Below are 18,180 nucleotides of genomic sequence, written 5' to 3'. Positions count from 1 at the left end.
CTCCTACAGTTGGAATGCGTTCCCCTGTAGGAGTGAGCCTGCTCGCGATAGCGTCAGTTCAAACAACACATCTCTCAGGACAGCTTGAATCCACCCATCTGCCGCGCCAGATCATCCGCCAACCGCTGCAACATCTGACAATCTTCGCGACACGCCCGCACCTCCCCCGCCGTCGCCCGGGCCAGATCGGAAATCCCCTGCACGTTGCGATTGATCTCTTCAGTCACCGCCGATTGTTCTTCCGTCGCGGTCGCCACCTGATGGTTCATGTCGCTGATGCGCTCGACCTGCCCGGTAATCGCGGTCAGCGACGCGCCCGTACGCTGGCTCGACTCAACCCCGGTGCCGGTCGCCGCCTGCCCGGTACGCATCGATGACACGGCATTCTCGGCGCCTTGCTTGAGGCTGCCGATCATTTGCTGAATCTCGTCGGTGGAGGCCTGGGTTCTGCGCGCCAAGGTGCGCACTTCATCCGCCACTACCGCAAACCCGCGCCCCATATCTCCGGCGCGCGCCGCTTCAATCGCCGCGTTGAGCGCAAGCAGATTGGTCTGCTCGGACACCCCGCGAATTACCGCCAGCACCGAGTCGATCGACGCCACCTGTTGTGCCAGCTCACCCACCGCACCCGCCGCCACGCCAATCTCGTCGGACATGCTTTCAATATGGCGGATCGAGCCGCCGACCACTTCCCGCGCCTGCAGCGCTTCATCGCGAGCAGTTTGTGAAGCCAGCGCGGCGTTGCCGGCGTTCTGCGCGATTTCCTGCACAGTCAGGCCCATCTCATGCACCGCCGTGGCGACCATGTCGGTCATTTCCTGCTGGCGCCCGGAGCGTTCAGCGGTGTTTTCCACCACTTTCGCCACTTGGCCGACCGCCGTGCGCAAACGCTCGCTGGTGGTCAGGACTTCGCCGATCAGCCCGCGCTGGCTGTCGAGAAAACGGTTGAAGCCGCGCGCGAGATCGCCCAGCTCATCGGCGCGACTGGAATCTAACCGATGGGTCAAATCTCCACCGCCGCTACCGATCGCTACCAGCGCGGCTGTTACCTGACGAATCGGTCGCACCAGCCCTTGGGCCAGCCACACCACCAGCGCCAGGCACACCAGTGCCACCGCCAGACCGATGCCGCCGCTCATCCACATCGCCTTGCGGGCTTCGGCGTAGATCTGCGATTGCGGCACTTCGGCCACCAGCGTCCAGCCCAGATCACGCAACGGCAGGCTGAAGGCGAGGAAGTCTTCGCCATCGCGCTGGAAGGAACTGTTGCTGGCGACTTTCTGACCCATGACCGCTTGCGCCGCCGACGCACCGATCTGCTCCGTGAGGGTGCGCTTGCCGCTGAACTGCGCCTCGGGATGAACCTGGATCAAACCGTCGGAACGCACGAGATAGACCTTGCCGCGCTCGCCAAAGCTGAAGTTATGGATCAGCTCCGACAGCTCTCTCATGCTCAGGCCCAACCCGGCCACGCCGACCACCTTGCCGGCCTGCTCGACCTTCAAGTCGATGAACAGCGCCAATTCTCCGGTGGCGCCATCGTTGTCGATGTTCAGGGTGCGCGGCTGATTGCTATCGAGAAAGGAGTAGAACCAGGCATCGGCCGGTTTGGCCCGACTGAGGGTGCGATCCAGGCCCTTTTCGGTAATGTAGTGATTGGAGTCGGTGCCGATGATCAACGCGGTGAACGCTTTATGTTCGGCGCGGATGCCTTCCAGATACTGCGCGAAGACCGCTGTTTTGCTGCTGTCTTCACCCGCTGCCAGCCAGTCGCGCACCATGCTGTTGCTGGCGATGTCTTTGGCCGCGGTGAGGGGTTGGACGAGGATGCGTTCGATATCGTTGCGCGTCGCTTCAATGCTCGACGGCAGCGCTTGTTCGACCAGATAGCTCTGGGCGAGGCGGTTGACCACCAGGGTATAAATGCCAACCACGATCAGGATGCTGACCAGCAGAGCGGTGCCCATGCTGAGAATCAGCTGCCATTGAATACTGCGTCGCCACAACTGCATGGAGCACCCCCAAAGAATAAGTGGCCGAAACAATGCAACAGCCGTGCCGATTGTATACAACCCGATCGACAATCTATTCTTTGGTTGTGCGCAACCCCATCAGCCCTGATTGATGGTCTTGGCGATGGTGTCGACCGTGGCGCTGACTTGCTCTTGGTAACGGTCGAGTTCTTCCTGATGTTGCTTCTTCATTTCGATCTGCTGCGAGCACAGGTTCATCGCTGCCAGCACCAGCAAGCGGTCACCGATCAGCGTCGGGTATTTGCGTTTGGTGTCGGCCAGTGCGGCCTTGAGCATCAGTGCGGCATCCAGCAGGGTCTGTTCTTCCCCGGCCGGTGCCTTGATCGAATAGTCCTCCCCGAGAATGGAGATGACTTTTACCCCTGCGGTGCCGTGGTTCATGCGCTGACAGGGCCTGCGTTGACGCGATCAACCAGAGCCTGGATCCGCGCTGCGGTGGCGCCGTGCTTCTCTTCCTGTTCCATCAGGCTCAGTTGCAGGCTTTCGTTTTCATCCTTGGCCTGGGCCAGTTCCGTGGACAGGGTCTGGTTGGTTTGCGCAAGGGTCTGGTTCTGTTGCACCAGGTCGCTGACGAGCTGTTCCAATTGGCTGAGGGATGCTTCCAACATTTTGATCTTCCAAGCGTTTTTCAAAGGGCGCGTACGATAAAGAAAAGTCACTGCGGATGCCAGGGTTATACCGGCGCAAGGCCTTGATTTTCCTGGCGGCCGACCGTTCTCGCGAGTTTAAAAGACTGTGATCTGCCGATCTGGTTCCTGCACTTCGTCGCCCAGGCCCATATGCGACAAATACGCACAGTGCCTCAAGACTTTAGTCGTATGACCGATAAGTCATCCATACAGCAGTCTCAGCCCGCATGGATGCGGCCCTTTTTGGTATCCGCGCCATGTCCCTTCGCAATATGAATATCGCCCCCCGGGCGTTCACCGGCTTCGCCCTGATCGGCGGCCTGATGCTGATTCTCGGCGTGTTTGCCCTGAACCAGATGAGCAAAATCCGTGGTGCTGCCGAGGACATCACGTCCAGCAGCGTGCCGAGCATCAAGAACCTCGACGAGTTCACCCAGCTGACCTTGCGCCTGCGGGTCCTGTCGTATCGCTTGCTGGTCAACCGCGAGCCGGACGTGCAGCAGAAGACCGTCGAGTTGCTGGACATGCGCAATCAGCAGATTCGTGCCGCCCAGACCGCCTACGAGCCGTTGATCGGTAGCCCGGAAGAACGCGCCGCCTACGATCAATACGTGCAATTGCTCGGCCAGTACCGGCAGATCGAAGACCGGATGAAGAGCTTGTCGCGCAACAATCAGGTGGACGAGTTGCGCAACCTGCTCAACACCGAGTTGCTGAACAACTCCGAAGCGATGAACACCGTGCTCAACCGCCTGATGCAGATCAACGGCGAGCAGATCAGCCAGACCAATCAGGAAGCGGCCGACCAGTATTCCTCGGCGTTCAATCTGGTGGTCACCCTGTTGGTGATCGCCACCGGCCTGACCTTCCTGTTCGCCTGGCTGCTGACCGTCAGCATCACCAAGCCGATTTCCAAAGCACTGGACGCGGCGGAAACCATTGCCGAGGGCAACCTGACCCAGCCGATCCACGTCGACGGTAGCGACGAAGCCGGGCGCCTGCTCGCGGCAATGGCCAAGATGCAATCGAAGCTGCGCGACACCTTGCAGCGCATCTCCGGCTCGGCCACCCAGCTTGCATCTGCGGCTGAAGAGCTGAACAGCGTCACCGACGAAAGCGCCCGTGGCCTGACCCAGCAGAACAACGAAATCGAACAGGCCGCCACCGCGGTCAACGAGATGACCAGCGCCGTGGAAGAAGTCGCCCGCAATGCGGTGAGCACTTCGGAAGCCTCGAAGAACGCCACCACCTCGGCCGGAGACGGCCGCGACCTGGTGCAGGAAACCGTCAGCGCCATCGAACGCATGAGCGCCGACGTGCAGAGCACCGCGACCCTGATCGGCGATCTGGCGAATGAATCCCGCGACATCGGCAAGGTGCTGGACGTGATTCGTGGTCTGGCGGACCAGACCAACCTGCTGGCCCTGAACGCAGCGATCGAAGCGGCGCGTGCCGGTGAAGCCGGGCGTGGTTTTGCCGTGGTCGCCGATGAAGTGCGTGCCCTGGCGCATCGCACCCAGCAGTCGACCAGCGAAATCGAACGCATGATCGGCAGCATCCAGAGCGGCACCGAACACGCCGTGGATTCGATGCGCAACAGCACCGAGCGCGCCGAATCGACCCTGAACATCGCCCGGGGTGCCGGGATGTCGCTGGACACCATCAATACCGCGATCGTCGAGATCAACGAGCGCAATCTGGTGATCGCCAGCGCCGCTGAAGAACAGGCACAAGTGGCCCGCGAAGTGGATCGCAACCTGGTGAACATCCGCGACCTGTCGGTGCAATCGGCTACCGGCGCGAATCAGACCAGTGCGGCGAGCAACGAGCTGTCGCGCCTGGCGCTGGATCTGAACAATATGGTTGGGCGGTTCAGCCTGTAACAACATTTACCTTGAAGTAAATGAAATCTCTGTGGCGAGGGAGCTTGCTCCCGCTCGGCTGCGCAGCAGGCGCAATCCAGCCACTGCGTCTGCTCTGAAAAAACCTTTGCGTCTGATTTTTGGGGGCGCTGCGCGCCCCAGCGGGAGCAAGCTCCCTCGCCACAGTCATCACATGCCGCACCTCCTGCGTGAGCACGCTGTAAAAAGCTTTTTGACAGCATCACATTTCAACAGGTTAGAATCGCTGGCACGCAGACTGCATGGTCAGTTTGTGCCCGTCTTTACGCTTCTGGAGTACTGCCTTTGAATGCGACGACCATCAACAGCCTGTTCTTGATCGGCGCGTTGCTGGTAGGTGCAAGCATTCTTGTCAGCTCACTTTCTTCCCGTCTCGGCATCCCGATTCTGGTGATTATTCTTGCGGTCGGCATGGCCGCCGGGGTCGATGGCGGCGGGATCATTTTCGATAACTACCCGACGGCCTATCTGGTCGGCAACCTTGCACTGGCGGTGATCCTCCTCGACGGTGGCTTGCGCACTCGCGTTTCGAGTTTCCGCGTGGCCCTGTGGCCGGCGTTGTCGCTGGCCACGGTCGGGGTGTTGATCACCACCGGGCTGACCGGTATGGCCGCGGCATGGTTGTTCGACCTGAACCTGATTCAGGGCCTGCTGATCGGCGCCATCGTCGGCTCCACTGACGCCGCTGCGGTGTTTTCGCTGCTCGGCGGCAAGGGTCTCAACGAACGGGTGACCGCCAGCCTGGAAATCGAATCCGGCAGCAACGACCCGATGGCGGTGTTCCTCACCGTGACCCTGATCGACATGCTCGCCAGCGGCCAGACCGGCCTGCACTGGAGCCTGCTGACCCACCTGATCCGCGAATTCGGCATCGGTGGCGTGATCGGTCTGGGCGGTGGCTGGCTGATGCTGCAACTGGTCAACCGGATCAACCTCGCCACCGGCCTGTATCCGATTCTGGTGATCGCCGGCGGTCTGGTGGTGTTCGCCCTGACCAACGCCCTGCACGGCAGCGGCTTCCTCGCGGTGTACCTGTGCGGTCTGGTGATCGGCAACCGCCCGGTGCGCAGCCGTCACGGCATTCTGCACATGCTCGACGGCATGGCGTGGCTGGCACAGATCGGCATGTTCCTCGTGCTGGGGTTGCTGGTTACCCCGCACGATTTGCTGCCGATCGCCCTGCCCGCTCTGGGTCTGGCGCTGTGGATGATTCTGTTCGCCCGGCCGCTGTCAGTGCTGGTCGGCCTGCTGCCGTTCAAGGCATTCCACGGTCGCGAGAAAGCATTTATTTCCTGGGTCGGCCTGCGCGGCGCGGTACCGATCATTCTCGCGGTGTTCCCGTTGATGGCCGGGCTGCCGAATGCGCAGCTGTATTTCAACCTCGCGTTCTTCATTGTGCTGGTGTCGCTGCTGGTGCAGGGCACGAGCCTGCCGTGGGTGGCCAAACTGTTGAAGGTGACGGTACCGCCCGAGCCGGCGCCGATTTCCCGTTCGGCACTGGAAGTGCACATCACCAGCGAGTGGGAGCTGTTCGTTTACAAGCTCGGCGCCGAGAAATGGTGCATCGGTTCGCCCCTGCGCGAGCTGAAAATGCCCGAAGGCACCCGCATCGCCGCCCTGTTTCGTGGCCAGCAACTGCTCCATCCGTCGGGTAGTACGGTGCTGGAAGTCGATGATTTGCTGTGTGTTATCGGCCATGAACACAACTTGCCAGCCCTCGGAAAACTGTTCAGCCAGGCACCGCAACGCGGTCTGGATCTGCGCTTCTTCGGCGACTTCGTGCTCGAAGGAGACGCCCAGCTTAAAGCGGTTGCCGCGCTGTATGGCCTACCGGCCGAAGGCATCGATCCGGACATGACCCTGGGTGCGTTCATTGCCCAAAAGGTCGGGGGTGCACCGATCGTTGGCGACCAGGTGGAGTGGAACAACACCCACTGGACGGTCGCGGTCATGGACGGGAACAAGATCGGCAAAGTGGGCGTCAGATTCCCCGAAGGAAGTCGCCCGGGCCCCGGTCTCTTCCTCTAAACTGCGTCCACTCTCACTTGCTTGACCGGTCTCTATGCCTACCCTGCGCTCCTTCTTTTTCGCGGCCCTGCTGGGCCTGAGTCTTTCCGTCGGCCCGCTCTACGCCGCCGAACCGCCGTCCAGCGAAGCCGTGCAGGCCAGCCTGGACAAGCTGGCCGACAGCAAACTGCCGGATGCCGACAAGAAGTCCCTGCAGTCAGTCCTGCAAACCACGCTCAATCAACTCAACAGCCGGCGTGATTACGACCAGAAGCTGATCGACCTCAAGCAGCAACTGGCCTCCGCCCCTCGGCAGACCATCGAGAATACCCGCGAACTGTCACGCCTCAAGGCCACGGCAGTGGTGCCGGTGGCGCAGCGTTTCAGCAAAGAGTCGATCCAGCAGCTGGAGCAGATCCTCACTGATCGCTCGACTCAGCAAAGTGACCTGCAAAAAGCCCTGGCCGATGCCAATAGCCTGATCATCACCGCCCAGACTCGCCCCGAGCGTGCGCAGGCAGAAATCTCTGCCAGCCAGACGCGCATCCAGCAGATCAACAACATCCTCAAATCCGGCAAGGACGCGGGCAAGACCGTCAGCGCCGAGCAGCGCGACCAGTTGAACGCCGAGCTCGCTGCGTTGAACTCACTGATTCCGCTGCGCCGTCAGGAACTGGCGGGCAACAGCCAGTTGCAGGATCTGGGCAACAGTCAGCACGACCTGCTCTCGGAGAAGTCCGACCGTCTCGACCGTGAGATCCAGGAACTGCAGACCCTGATCAACCAGAAGCGTCTGGCGCAATCTCAGGAAACTGTCACTCAGCAGTCGATCGAGGCGCAGAAGGCCGGCGGCAGCAGCCTGCTCGCCACCGAAAGTGCAGCCAACCTCAAGCTCTCCGACTACCTGCTCAAAAGCACCGACCGCCTCAACGAAGTCACTCAGCAGAACCTGCAGACCAAACAGCAGCTCGACAGCCTGACCCAAAGCGATTCGGCCCTCGACGAGCAGATCAACGTGCTCAAGGGCAGCCTGCTGCTGTCGAAGATTCTCTATAAGCAGAAACAGGCGCTGCCGCGACTCAAGGTCGACCGCGATCTGGCGGACCAGATCGCCGATATTCGCCTGTATCAGTTCGAAGTCAGCCAGCAGCGCGAACTCCTGAGCAATCCGGCGACCTACGTCGACAACCTGCTCTCCACCCAGCCGCCGGAACAAGTCACCCCGCAACTGCGCAAGAGCCTGATGGAACTGGCCAACACCCGCGCCGACCTGCTGGAGCGCCTGAACCGCGAACTGAGCGCGGTGCTCAACGAATCGATCACCCTGCAACTCAACCAGAAACAATTGCTGAGCACCGCGCAGAGCCTGCGTGCGACCCTTGACGAGCAGATGTTCTGGATCCCCAGCAACAAACCGCTGGACGCTGAATGGATTCGCGGCGTGCCGGAGCGGCTCAAGCGTCAGATCGACACCCTGCCGCTGGCCTCAAGCCTGAGCGAGCTGACTGACGGCCTGACCCAGCGCCCGTTGCTGTTCCTGCCGCTGGCCCTGTTGATCGGCGCTCTACTGTGGCGACGCAAAGCACTGTACGCGCGACTGAACAAGGTTCACCAGGACATCGGGCACTTCAAGCGTGACAGCCAGTGGCATACGCCGCAGGCGATTCTGATCAATATTTTGCTGGCAATGCCGGTGGCGCTGGGTCTGGGCCTGTGCGGCCTGGCCTTGCAGATCGACGCCCGCGGGCAGAACGCCAACATGGGCGCGGCGCTGCTGCAGATGGGCCAGGCGTGGCTGGTGTTCTACACCGCTTACCGGATTCTCTCGCCGGGCGGTGTGGCCGAGTTGCACTTCCGTTGGGACAAGCCGCAGGTCGAGTTCCTTCAGGGCTGGATCCGTCGCCTCGGACTGGTGGTGATGGCCCTGGTGACCGTGGTGGCCGTCGCCGAGCTGCAACCGGCAGCGCTGGCCGACGACGTGCTCGGCATGCCGGTGGTGCTGACCTGCTACGCGCTGATGGCGTGGCTGCTCAGCCGCCTGCTGATCAGCAGCCCGGCCCACGAAAACACCTCGCTGTTCCGCAAGGCCGTCGGTGTGATGTTCACCCTGCTGCCGATCGCCCTGTTCGTCGCGGTGTGCTTCGGCTACTACTACACCGCACTGAAACTCAGCGACCGATTGATCAACACCCTGTACCTGCTGATGTTCTGGCTGGTGATCGAAGCCACGTTCGTCCGTGGTCTGGCGGTCGCCGCACGCCGTCTGGCCTACCAGCGCGCCCTGGCCAAACGTCAGGCCGCGAAAGAGGCCGGCGACGGCGAAGCGGTGATCGAGGAGCCAACCCTGGACATCGAAAAGGTCAACGAACAGTCGCTGCGCCTGATCCGTCTGGCGCTGCTCGGCGGCTTCATCGCCGCGCTGTACTGGGTCTGGGCCGACTTGATTTCGGTGTTCTCGTACCTCGACAACATCACCCTCTACGAATACACCAGCGGCACCGGCGCCAACATGAGCATGGTGCCGATCAGCATCGGCGACATGCTCGGCGCGCTGATCATCATCGGCATCACCTTCGCCCTGGCGCGCAACCTGCCGGGTCTGCTCGAAGTGTTCGTGCTGTCGAAACTCAACCTGGCGCAGGGCAGTGCCTATGCGACCACGACGTTGTTGTCGTATGTGATCGCCGGCGTCGGTTTTGTCTCGACCCTGTCGACCCTCGGCGTCAGCTGGGACAAGTTGCAGTGGCTGGTGGCGGCGCTGTCGGTCGGCCTCGGTTTCGGTATGCAGGAGATCTTCGCCAACTTCATCTCCGGCATCATGATCCTGTTCGAACGTCCGGTGCGGATCGGCGACACCATCACCATCGGCAACCTGTCGGGCACGGTCAGCAAGATCCGCATCCGCGCCACGACCATCACCGATTTCGACCGCAAGGACATCATTGTCCCGAACAAGACGTTCATCACCGGGCAACTGATCAACTGGTCGCTGACCGACACCATCACCCGCGTCACGCTGAAACTCGGCGTGGATTACGGCTCCGATCTGGATCTGGTCAAGGAACTGCTGCTCAAGGCCGCCCGGGAAAACCCGCGCGTGCTCAAGGAGCCCGAGCCGCACGTGTACTTCCTCAACTTCGGCGAAAGCACCCTCGACCACGAATTGCGCATGCACGTACGTGACCTCGGTGACCGCAACCCGGTACTCGATGAGGTCAACCGCTTCATCAACCGCGAGTTCAAGAAGCAGCACATCAACATTTCGTTCCGCCAGATGGAGGTGTACCTGAAGAACCTCCACGGTCAGGAATACAAGATGGTGCCGATCGAGCCGGAGACCAAAACCATCGTACCGATCCCCGACGATCAGAAACCGCTGCAAGAGCCGCCGCCGGCCAAACTCGACTAACCGGTCTGATCCCAGCAGAATGCTCGGACATTCTGCTGGAGCCGGCCCTTGAAAGCCCTCGACGAACTGACCTTCGACAATCGCTTCGCCCGCCTGGGCGACGCGTTCTCCGCCCATGTGCTGCCCGAGCCGATCGACAACCCGCGTCTGGTCGTCGCCAGCCCGGCGGCCCTGGCCTTGCTCGATCTTGATCCGGCAACTGCTGAGACTCAGGAATTTGCTGAACTGTTCGGCGGCCACAAGTTGTGGGCCGATGCCGAACCACGAGCGATGGTCTATTCCGGGCATCAGTTCGGCGGCTACACGCCACAACTGGGTGATGGTCGCGGACTGTTGCTGGGCGAGGTCTACAACAACGCTGGCGAACACTGGGATCTGCATCTGAAGGGCGCCGGACAGACGCCGTTTTCGCGCATGGGCGATGGCCGCGCGGTGCTGCGTTCGTCGATCCGTGAGTTTCTCGCTTCCGAAGCACTGCACGCGCTGAACATCCCGTCTTCACGGGCAGCCTGCGTGATCGGCTCCGACACTCCGGTGTGGCGCGAAAAGCAGGAACGCGCGGCGATGGTGCTGCGTCTGGCGCCAAGCCATATCCGTTTCGGCCATTTCGAATATTTCTACTACACCAAGCGTCCCGAGCAGCAGAAGCAACTCGGCGAGCACGTGCTGGCGATGCATTATCCCGAATGCCTGGAGCAGCCGGAGCCGTATCTGGCGATGTTCCGCGAGATCGTCGAGCGCAACGCCGAACTGATCGCCAAGTGGCAGGCCTATGGCTTCTGTCACGGGGTGATGAACACCGACAACATGTCGATCCTCGGCATCACCTTCGACTTCGGCCCGTTCGCCTTCCTCGACGATTTCGACGCCAACTTCATCTGCAACCACTCGGATGATCAGGGCCGCTACTCGTTCAGCAACCAGGTGCCGATCGGCCAGTGGAACCTCAGCGCTCTGGCCCAGGCCCTGACGCCGTTCATCAGCGTCGAAGCCCTGCGCGAAACCCTCGGCCTGTACCTGCCGCTGTTCCAGGCGCACTACCTCGACCTGATGCGCCGCCGCCTCGGCTTCACCACCGCCGAGGATGACGACCAGAAACTGCTGGAGGATCTGCTGCAACTGATGCAGAACAGCGGCGTCGACTACACGCTGTTCTTCCGCCATCTCGGCGAAGAGTCAGCAGAACAGGCTGTCGCCCGATTGCGCGATGACTTCATCGATATCAAAGGCTTCGACGCCTGGGGCGAGCGCTACGTGGCGCGCGTTGCCCGTGAAGGCGACAGCGATCAGGAACAGCGCCGGGCGCGGATGCATGCGGTCAATCCGCTGTACATCCTGCGCAACTATCTCGCGCAAAAAGCCATCGACGCCGCCGAACAAGGCGACTACTCCGAGGTGCGCCGGCTGCATGCGGTGCTGAGCCAACCGTTCGACGAGCAGCCGGGGATGGAAGGTTATGCCGAACGGCCGCCGGAGTGGGGCAAGCATCTGGAGATCAGTTGTTCTTCCTGAGACGTCTTAGACAAATACGTCTACAGGAAGCTTGAAAAACTCGGCCAGCCAGCGAACCTGCCGCAAGTTTAACTGCCGCTTGCCGCTCAGGATTTCCGAGACAACTGACTGAGTACCGAGCCCGGGCAAATCGCTCTGGGTCAAACCATGTTCACGCATTAAATATCCCAACACTTCATGACCTGGTGGTTTAGGCACCGGATGATGCGTGCGATCCCACTCCTCAATCCAGTCACTGATGATGTCCAGCAGGCTCGCGAGCGGATGCGAGCCATCATCACCGGTTATCTCAAGGATCTCGTCGACGGCCTGAACCAAGGCGTCGTAGTCATCTTCATTTTCTGGCCGACGCAGAGGACGAGGAAAGAAATCCGGATTTTGGTCAGCACCGGAATCTAGCCAAACATTCTCGAAACCAACAAAGTCCCCGGCAAACGAGTAAATCGCGCGGACATTTAAGTCTTTAACAGACTCAGATCCTTCTAAAAGCTGTGAGAGCGAAAGACGTTTACCCGTTGTGAAGGCCATAGGGATGGGAGTCCAAGCGTTATTTGGTTCAGGTCTGCTCAAGATTACCAATTGGATCAAATACAGATAATCAGATTCAGCACCGACGCGCGTAGGTCCTTTGCTTAAGTGACGATGGTAATGACCTACAGACCGATTCCTTGATAATCGCGACTTTGCCTCCAGATCAGTCTTATAGACTTCCTGCCCGAGAGCCCATCATGTCTGAACCACTCCTTATCCCGTGCCCCGCCTGCAACGGCCTCAACCGCATCCCCGCCGAACGCTTGGGCGATCAGCCGAAGTGCGGGCGCTGCAAATCCGAGGTGCTGTTGAGCAAGCCGTTCGAACTCAAGAAAGGCGATTACGCCAGCCAGATCAAGGGTGATCTGCCGTTGTTGGTGGATGTGTGGGCGGACTGGTGTGGGCCATGCAAGTCGTTTGCGCCGGTGTTCGAGCAGGCGGCGGCGCAGTTGGCGGGCAAGTGCCGGTTGGCCAAGCTCGACAGCGAGGCCAATCAGCAGTTGTCGGCGCAGTTGGGGATTCGTTCGATTCCGAGCCTGATTCTGTTCAAGAACGGTCGGGAAGTGGCGCGCCAGAGCGGGGCGTTTCCGTTGCCGCAGTTGATGGCGTGGCTGCGCACCCAGGGTATCTGACCCAACACAAATTCAATTGTAGGCCTTCGCCTGCTCGCGATGGCTTCTTTTCAGGCAACTCAGATGCTCGCAGAGAGGACGCCATCGCGAGCAGGCGAAGGCCTACAGGGGATCTGAGTAGCTCAGGGGTCAGTGATCTTCGAGCAGGTTGTGCAGTTCGACAAATTGCTGCGTCAGTTTGTGCCGTGGGTCGAGGTGGATCAGCGGGGTGCTGGCCTGGTGCGACTCGCGCATGCGCACCGAGCTGTTCAGGTACACCGGCAGCACCGGCAAGCCCTCGGCAATCAACTCATCGAGAATCTGTTGCGGCAGGCTGGCCCGGGCCTGGAACTGGTTGACCACGATGCCTTCGACTTCCAGACCTTCGTTGTGGTCTTCCTTCAACTCTTCGATCTCCGCCAGCAGCCCGTACAGCGCCTGTCGCGAGAAGCTGTCGCAATCGAAGGGAATCAACACCCGATCGGCGGCGATCAACGCCGACACCGCATAGAAGTTCAGTGCGGGCGGGGTATCGAGATAAATCCGGTCGTATTCGCCATCCAGCTCATCGAGCAGTTTTCGCAGCTTGTTGATCTTGTGCTTGGCCTCAAGCTTGGGCTGCAGATCGGCCAGTTCAGCGGTGGCGGTGATGATATGCAGGTTGTCGAACGGGGTTTCGTAGATGTCGGCCTGGTTTTTCTTCGAGAACGGTCCTGATGACAAGGTTTGCTTGAAGAAGTCGGCAATGCCCATCGGTATGTCATCGCCGGTGAGCCCCGTCAGGTACTGAGTGGAGTTGGCCTGAGCGTCGAGGTCGACCAACAGCGTGCGATAGCCCTCGCTGGCACTCACCGCCGCCAGATTGCAGGCAATGCTGGATTTGCCCACGCCACCTTTCTGATTGAACACCACGCGCCGCATGACAAAACCTCCGTGTATCAAAGAATGACCGAGTGTAGTTGCCTGTGCGCACGCTTCGCTACCTCAACGACGCGGACTACAGAGTCAGGCGCAAAAATCAGCGGGCACAGCGGGCAAAAACCTCGCGATTGCGCTGATATGCCCGACAGACAAATCCCGCACGATCCGGATAATGGCCAAGTGACATTTTTTCCACGAACCACTCGGTACATTTCGTTGCGCAAAACGTAACCAACATTTGCTACACACTCGTCGCACCGGGATAATGCGCGCCACCCGGCGCCAAGCGCCACGTCAAGTCAGCCGCGGCCTTGGCGACTCAAAGCGTCATAAAAGCCCGCAGGGGCGGGATGAGCATCCGTGATCAACTTCAACATCGCCCAATGGCGCGCGTGGGCCCCGGGGCTCGACAGCGTGGACGCGTGGCAGGCCTGGAGCCGACAACCGGTCGTGCTCCCGAGCAGCGATGTCGCGCCCGATGTGTCGTTTCTGCCAGCCATGCAGCGTCGACGTCTCAGCCGTCTGGCGCGGATGGCGTTCAGTGTCGGCTGGCCGCTGGCCGACGGACGGGAGAACCTGCCGCTGGTGTTTGTTTCACGACACGGCGAAACCCCGCGCACCTTCGAGATCCTCAGTGACCTGGCCAAGGACGAGCCGTTGTCGCCGACCCAGTTCAGCCTGTCGGTGCACAACGCGATCATCGGCCTGTGGTCGATCATGCGCGGCGAAACCAGCGAAATGACGGCCCTGGCGGCTGCAGGCGATGGCCTGGAACACGGCATCCTCGAAGCCGCCGCCCTGCTCGATGAGGGCGCGCCGGCGGTGCTGCTGATCATCACCGAAGAACAGCCGCCACAGGCCTATTCGCAGTGGATCGACGACGTGCCGTTCCCTTATGCGCTGGGTCTGTTGCTCACCCCCGGTACCGACTGGCGGCTGACCCTGAACAGCGGCCCGCAAGCACTGTCCAAAGCGCACTGGCCCCACGCGCTGAATCTGTTGCGCGCCCTGCTCGGCCAGCAACCCCATTGCCAACATGCCTGGAAAAATCGTGTATGGACCTGGCAACGCAACCCGTGACCGAGAAGAACCGCGACGCCTATTACTGGCGCCTGCTGGCCACCGCCGCCAGTTTCGCCCTGTTCGGGCTCGGCGGGCTGTGCCTGCGGCTGCTGGTCTTTCCGCTGCTTGGCTGCCTGCCCGGGGATGCACTGAAACGTCGTCAGCGCGCGCGGCAGACCGTCAGTCGGCTGTTCTGGTTTTTCGTGCGGTTCATGGCCCGCACCGGCGTGCTGACTTACGACATTCAAGGCGCGGAACGCCTCGGCCGCCCGGGGCAGATGATCATCGCCAACCACCCGTCGCTGATCGACGTGGTGTTCCTGATCGGACTGGTGCGCCAGGCCAATTGCGTGGTGAAGAAAAGCCTGTGGGAAAACCCGTTCACCCGCGGCCCGCTGCGCCGCACCGAATACATCAGCAATGACGGCAGCATGGACATGCTCGACGCCGCCGCCGAGTCCCTGCAAAACGGCCAGACCCTGATCATCTTTCCCGAAGGCACCCGCACCCAGCCGGGGCAGGCACCGGCCTTTCATCGGGGGGCCGCGGCGATTGCCCTGCGCGGTGCGAAAATCCTTACGCCAGTGGTCATCAAGGTCAGTCCGACTACCCTGACCAAGGCCGAACCCTGGTATCGCATCCCCCGCCGTCGCGTGCACTTCAGTTTCCGTGTCGGGGCCGATATAGATCCACAGACTTTCGCCACGCAAGGCCCCGCCCCGCAAGCCTCGCGCAAGCTCAACGACTATTTGCACACCTACTTCATCAAGGAGCTCGCCGAAGATGAGCGATCTGCACCGTGACATAAAACTGTTGATCATCGACGCCCTGGGCCTCGAAGACATCAGCGCCGACGACATCGGCGACGACCAGACGCTGTTCGGCGAAGGCCTCGGCCTGGACTCCGTCGACGCACTGGAACTGGGTCTGGCGATCCAGAAAAAGTACGGCATCAAGATCGACGCCGACGCCAAAGACACCCGTAACCACTTCACCAACGTGGCGAGCCTTGCGGCGTTCGTCACGGCAAAACAGGCAGCTTGAGACCGGACCATGCAAACTCGTGACGACATTTTCAACACCCTGCGCGATGCCTTGGTCGAGCTGTTCGAACTGGATCCGGCGCGAATCAGCCTGGAATCCAACCTGTATCAGGATCTGGAGATCGACAGCATCGACGCGGTCGACCTGATCGATCACATCAAACGCCAGACCGGCAAGAAAATCGCCGCCGAAGAATTCAAATCGGTGCGCACCGTCGGTGACGTGGTCGAGGCGGTCTACCGTCTGGTTCAACCGGCCGCATGAGCCGATTGATCGGCCTCGGCCTGCTGCTGGCGGGGCTGCTGTACCCCTTTGCGGTGTATTTCGGCATGGAGCACTTCGCCCCGTGGCAGTTCGGACTGCTGCTGGGCAGCCTGTGGCTGGCGCGCGCACTGACCGGCGAACGCAAGCCCGGCAGCCGCTGGATGGCCTGCGTGGCGATCGGGTTCTGCCTGCTGCTGGCGCTGTTCGACAGTCCGCTGTTACTGCGCTGGTATCCGGTGCTGATCAGCGGTTTCATGCTGGTGCTGTTCAGCCTGAGCCTGAAATACGGGCCGCCGATGGTCGAGCGTCTGGCGCGATTGCGCGAGCCGCAATTGCCGCCCGAGGCGATCCGCTACACCCGCCAGGTCACGGTGGCCTGGAGCGTGTTTTTCTTCTGCAACGGTTTGTGCGCCGCGCTCCTGACCCTGTGGGCGCCGCTGCATTGGTGGATGTTGTACACCGGCCTGATCTCCTACGGATTGATCGGCCTGATGTTTGCCATTGAATGGCTGATACGACAACGGGTAAGAGGCCGTAAATGAACTGGATAAAACTTGAGCAACTGTTGCTCAAGGCCCTGCCGGAACGCACGATCAGCGCCGCCCCGGCCCTCGACCACACGCAACTGCGCGAACAGGCGCTGAGCGTTGCCGCCGGCCTGCAGGCACGCGGCGTGCAGCGTATGGCGATGCATCTGGAAGATGCTGCCGACCTCGCCATCGCCCTGCTCGGGGCCTGGCGTGCTGGCGTCGCCGTCCTGCTGCCCGCTGACCTGCAAGCGCAGACCCGCCAGCGCTGGTCGAATGAAGTCGATCTATGGCTGACCGATCACAGCGCGGATGTTCACTTGAACGATCTGCTGCAGCCGGCCCTGCCCGGCGCTGAACTGGATCTCGACCAGTGCCGCCTGAGCCTGTGTACCTCCGGCTCCAGCGGCGAGCCCAAGCGTATCGACAAGACCCTGCACCAACTGGCCAACGAGGTCGAAGCGCTGGAGCAACTGTGGGGCGCAGATCTCGGTGAAGCCTGGATCATCGGCAGCGTCGCCACTCAGCACATCTACGGTTTGCTGTTCCGGGTACTGTGGCCGCTGTGTGCCGGCCGGCCGTTCGTGCGCAAGCAACTGGCGTTTCCGGAAGATCTGCAGCGCGCCAGCCGCGAACACCCGGCCTTCGCCTGGGTCGGCAGCCCGGCGCTGCTCAAGCGCATGGGCGACAACCTCGACTGGCCGGCCCTGAGCGCCGTACGCCGGGTGTTTTCCTCCGGCGGTGCATTACCGGCAGACGCGGCGCAGAGCCTGCAGCAACGTTTGCAGCAGTGGCCGACCGAAATCCTCGGCAGCTCGGAAACCGGCGGCATCGCCTGGCGTCAGGGCGCCAGTCTGTGGCAGCCCTTCGCCGGGGTTGAGCTGAGTCAGGACAGCGACGGCGCCTTGCTGATCGCCTCGCCCTACCTGCCAGCCGGGCATGTCGAGCACACCGCCGATGCCGCGCGCATTGCCGCCGACGGGCGTTTCGAACTGCTCGGGCGGCTGGACCGGATCGTCAAACTCGAAGAGAAGCGCATCTCCCTGCCGATGCTCGAACAGGCACTGGTCGCCCATGACTGGGTCGCCGAAGCGCGGCTGGGCGTGGTTCAAGAAAACCGTGCGGTGCTTGGCGCCTTGCTGGTGCTCAGCGACGCCGGCCTGTTTGCCTTGCGTGAACAGGGCCGTCGCAGCCTGACCGAAGCCCTGCGCAAGCACCTGAGCCAGCATTGCGAAGCCCTGGCCTTGCCCCGGCGCTGGCGTCTGGTGCGGCAACTGCCGCTGAACAGCCAGGGCAAGCTGCCGCAGGCCGACATCGAAGCGCTGTTGCTGGCGCCACGGCCGAAAGCTCCAGAAGTGCTGGAGCAGGTCGAAACCGACGGCGAGTGGAGCCTGCAATTGAGTGTTCCACCGGACCTGGCCTACTTCAGCGGTCACTTCCCCAAGGCCCCGGTGCTGCCCGGCGTGGTGCAAGTCGAATGGGCGCTGAACCTTGGCCGACATCTGCTGAACCTGTCTGGCAAATTCGCCGGCATGGAAGTGCTGAAATTCCAGCAACTGGTGCGCCCGGGCGATGAAGTCCAGCTGCACCTGCGTTTCGATCCCGAGCGCGGCAAATTGTATTTCGCCTACCGTAACGACACCGCGACTTGCTCCAGCGGGCGAATCATCCTGGAGCCTGCCAATGCTTAACCTGTGGCGAGGGAGCTTGCTCCCGCTGGGCTGCGAAG

At 61.5% G+C, this 18,180-nt stretch carries 16 protein-coding genes and 1 pseudogene; 11 read left to right on the top strand and 6 right to left on the bottom strand.

Annotated elements, in window-relative coordinates:
• Positions 1–74: 74 nt before the first annotated feature.
• The 4 genes and pseudogenes from AC1RBR_RS02465 to AC1RBR_RS02450 all read right to left on the bottom strand — a co-directional run bounded on the left by AC1RBR_RS02465 (position 75) and on the right by AC1RBR_RS02450 (position 2,641).
• Positions 75–806 (bottom strand): methyl-accepting chemotaxis protein, encoded by a 732-nt coding sequence (locus AC1RBR_RS02465; protein ID WP_414891789.1) that lies wholly within the window; start codon positions 804–806, stop codon positions 75–77.
• A gap of 135 nt (positions 807–941) precedes the next feature.
• A pseudogene (locus AC1RBR_RS02460) lies at positions 942–1,967 on the bottom strand (cache domain-containing protein); the annotation flags it as partial.
• A 144-nt stretch (positions 1,968–2,111) separates the two neighbouring features.
• A complete protein-coding gene (locus AC1RBR_RS02455; RefSeq protein ID WP_095138056.1) occupies positions 2,112–2,414 on the bottom strand; it encodes a cell division protein ZapA in 303 nt (100 codons plus the stop codon).
• The gene (locus AC1RBR_RS02450; RefSeq protein WP_007967306.1) at positions 2,411–2,641 is read right to left on the bottom strand and encodes a hypothetical protein; all 231 of its coding nucleotides are present in this window, start codon (positions 2,639–2,641) and stop codon (positions 2,411–2,413) included. Before AC1RBR_RS02450 ends, AC1RBR_RS02455 begins: the two co-directional genes overlap by 4 nt.
• Before the next feature lie 278 nt (positions 2,642–2,919).
• Here AC1RBR_RS02450 and AC1RBR_RS02445 point away from each other — a divergent pair, with 278 nt between their 5' ends.
• The 4 genes from AC1RBR_RS02445 (at position 2,920) to selO (ending at position 11,491) form a co-directional block, all read left to right on the top strand.
• On the top strand, positions 2,920–4,545 hold the full coding sequence (locus AC1RBR_RS02445) for a methyl-accepting chemotaxis protein (protein WP_095138055.1): 1,626 nt from the start codon (positions 2,920–2,922) through the stop codon (positions 4,543–4,545).
• Positions 4,546–4,848: 303 nt separating this feature from the next.
• Positions 4,849–6,591, top strand: a complete 1,743-nt coding sequence (locus tag AC1RBR_RS02440; protein WP_095138054.1) for a potassium/proton antiporter — start codon at positions 4,849–4,851, stop codon at positions 6,589–6,591.
• A 34-nt stretch (positions 6,592–6,625) separates the two neighbouring features.
• Positions 6,626–9,979: a mechanosensitive channel MscK gene (gene mscK / locus AC1RBR_RS02435; RefSeq protein WP_095138053.1), complete on the top strand. Its 3,354-nt coding sequence runs from the start codon at positions 6,626–6,628 to the stop codon at positions 9,977–9,979.
• A gap of 48 nt (positions 9,980–10,027) precedes the next feature.
• Complete coding sequence (selO, locus tag AC1RBR_RS02430; RefSeq protein ID WP_492562811.1) at positions 10,028–11,491, top strand: protein adenylyltransferase SelO; 1,464 nt, start codon at positions 10,028–10,030, stop codon at positions 11,489–11,491.
• Between the two features lie 6 nt (positions 11,492–11,497).
• Here the strand turns inward: selO and AC1RBR_RS02425 are convergent, their stop codons facing one another.
• Positions 11,498–11,845, bottom strand: coding sequence for a helix-turn-helix domain-containing protein (locus AC1RBR_RS02425; RefSeq protein ID WP_492567213.1), 348 nt, complete (start codon positions 11,843–11,845; stop codon positions 11,498–11,500).
• Between the two features lie 374 nt (positions 11,846–12,219).
• Between AC1RBR_RS02425 and trxC the strand changes: the two genes are divergently transcribed.
• Positions 12,220–12,654 (top strand): thioredoxin TrxC, encoded by a 435-nt coding sequence (gene trxC / locus AC1RBR_RS02420; RefSeq protein WP_492562809.1) that lies wholly within the window; start codon positions 12,220–12,222, stop codon positions 12,652–12,654.
• A gap of 129 nt (positions 12,655–12,783) precedes the next feature.
• On the opposite strand, the gene AC1RBR_RS02415 is transcribed toward trxC, so the two are convergent.
• Positions 12,784–13,554 (bottom strand): ParA family protein, encoded by a 771-nt coding sequence (locus tag AC1RBR_RS02415; protein WP_166495975.1) that lies wholly within the window; start codon positions 13,552–13,554, stop codon positions 12,784–12,786.
• Positions 13,555–13,914: 360 nt separating this feature from the next.
• Between AC1RBR_RS02415 and AC1RBR_RS02410 the strand changes: the two genes are divergently transcribed.
• From AC1RBR_RS02410 to AC1RBR_RS02385, 6 genes are read left to right on the top strand one after another with little or no spacing between them, the layout of a single operon-like run.
• Positions 13,915–14,634: a beta-ketoacyl synthase chain length factor gene (locus tag AC1RBR_RS02410; RefSeq protein ID WP_166495974.1), complete on the top strand. Its 720-nt coding sequence runs from the start codon at positions 13,915–13,917 to the stop codon at positions 14,632–14,634.
• The gene (locus AC1RBR_RS02405; RefSeq protein WP_492562806.1) at positions 14,610–15,419 is read left to right on the top strand and encodes a lysophospholipid acyltransferase family protein; all 810 of its coding nucleotides are present in this window, start codon (positions 14,610–14,612) and stop codon (positions 15,417–15,419) included. The genes AC1RBR_RS02410 and AC1RBR_RS02405 overlap by 25 nt, the downstream gene beginning before the upstream one ends.
• Positions 15,400–15,660 (top strand): phosphopantetheine-binding protein, encoded by a 261-nt coding sequence (locus AC1RBR_RS02400; RefSeq protein WP_095138047.1) that lies wholly within the window; start codon positions 15,400–15,402, stop codon positions 15,658–15,660. The genes AC1RBR_RS02405 and AC1RBR_RS02400 overlap by 20 nt, the downstream gene beginning before the upstream one ends.
• A gap of 9 nt (positions 15,661–15,669) precedes the next feature.
• Complete coding sequence (locus tag AC1RBR_RS02395; protein ID WP_003220947.1) at positions 15,670–15,924, top strand: acyl carrier protein; 255 nt, start codon at positions 15,670–15,672, stop codon at positions 15,922–15,924.
• Positions 15,921–16,466 (top strand): COG4648 family protein, encoded by a 546-nt coding sequence (locus AC1RBR_RS02390; RefSeq protein ID WP_492562804.1) that lies wholly within the window; start codon positions 15,921–15,923, stop codon positions 16,464–16,466. Before AC1RBR_RS02395 ends, AC1RBR_RS02390 begins: the two co-directional genes overlap by 4 nt.
• Complete coding sequence (locus AC1RBR_RS02385; protein WP_492562803.1) at positions 16,463–18,142, top strand: ApeI family dehydratase; 1,680 nt, start codon at positions 16,463–16,465, stop codon at positions 18,140–18,142. The genes AC1RBR_RS02390 and AC1RBR_RS02385 overlap by 4 nt, the downstream gene beginning before the upstream one ends.
• The last annotated feature ends 38 nt before the right edge of the window (positions 18,143–18,180 follow it).

This window comes from Pseudomonas sp. GW823-FHT01D03, from assembly GCF_058798255.1.
The sequence above is the reverse complement of the archived record's forward strand: the minus strand, read 5'-3'. Positions and strand labels throughout refer to the sequence as shown.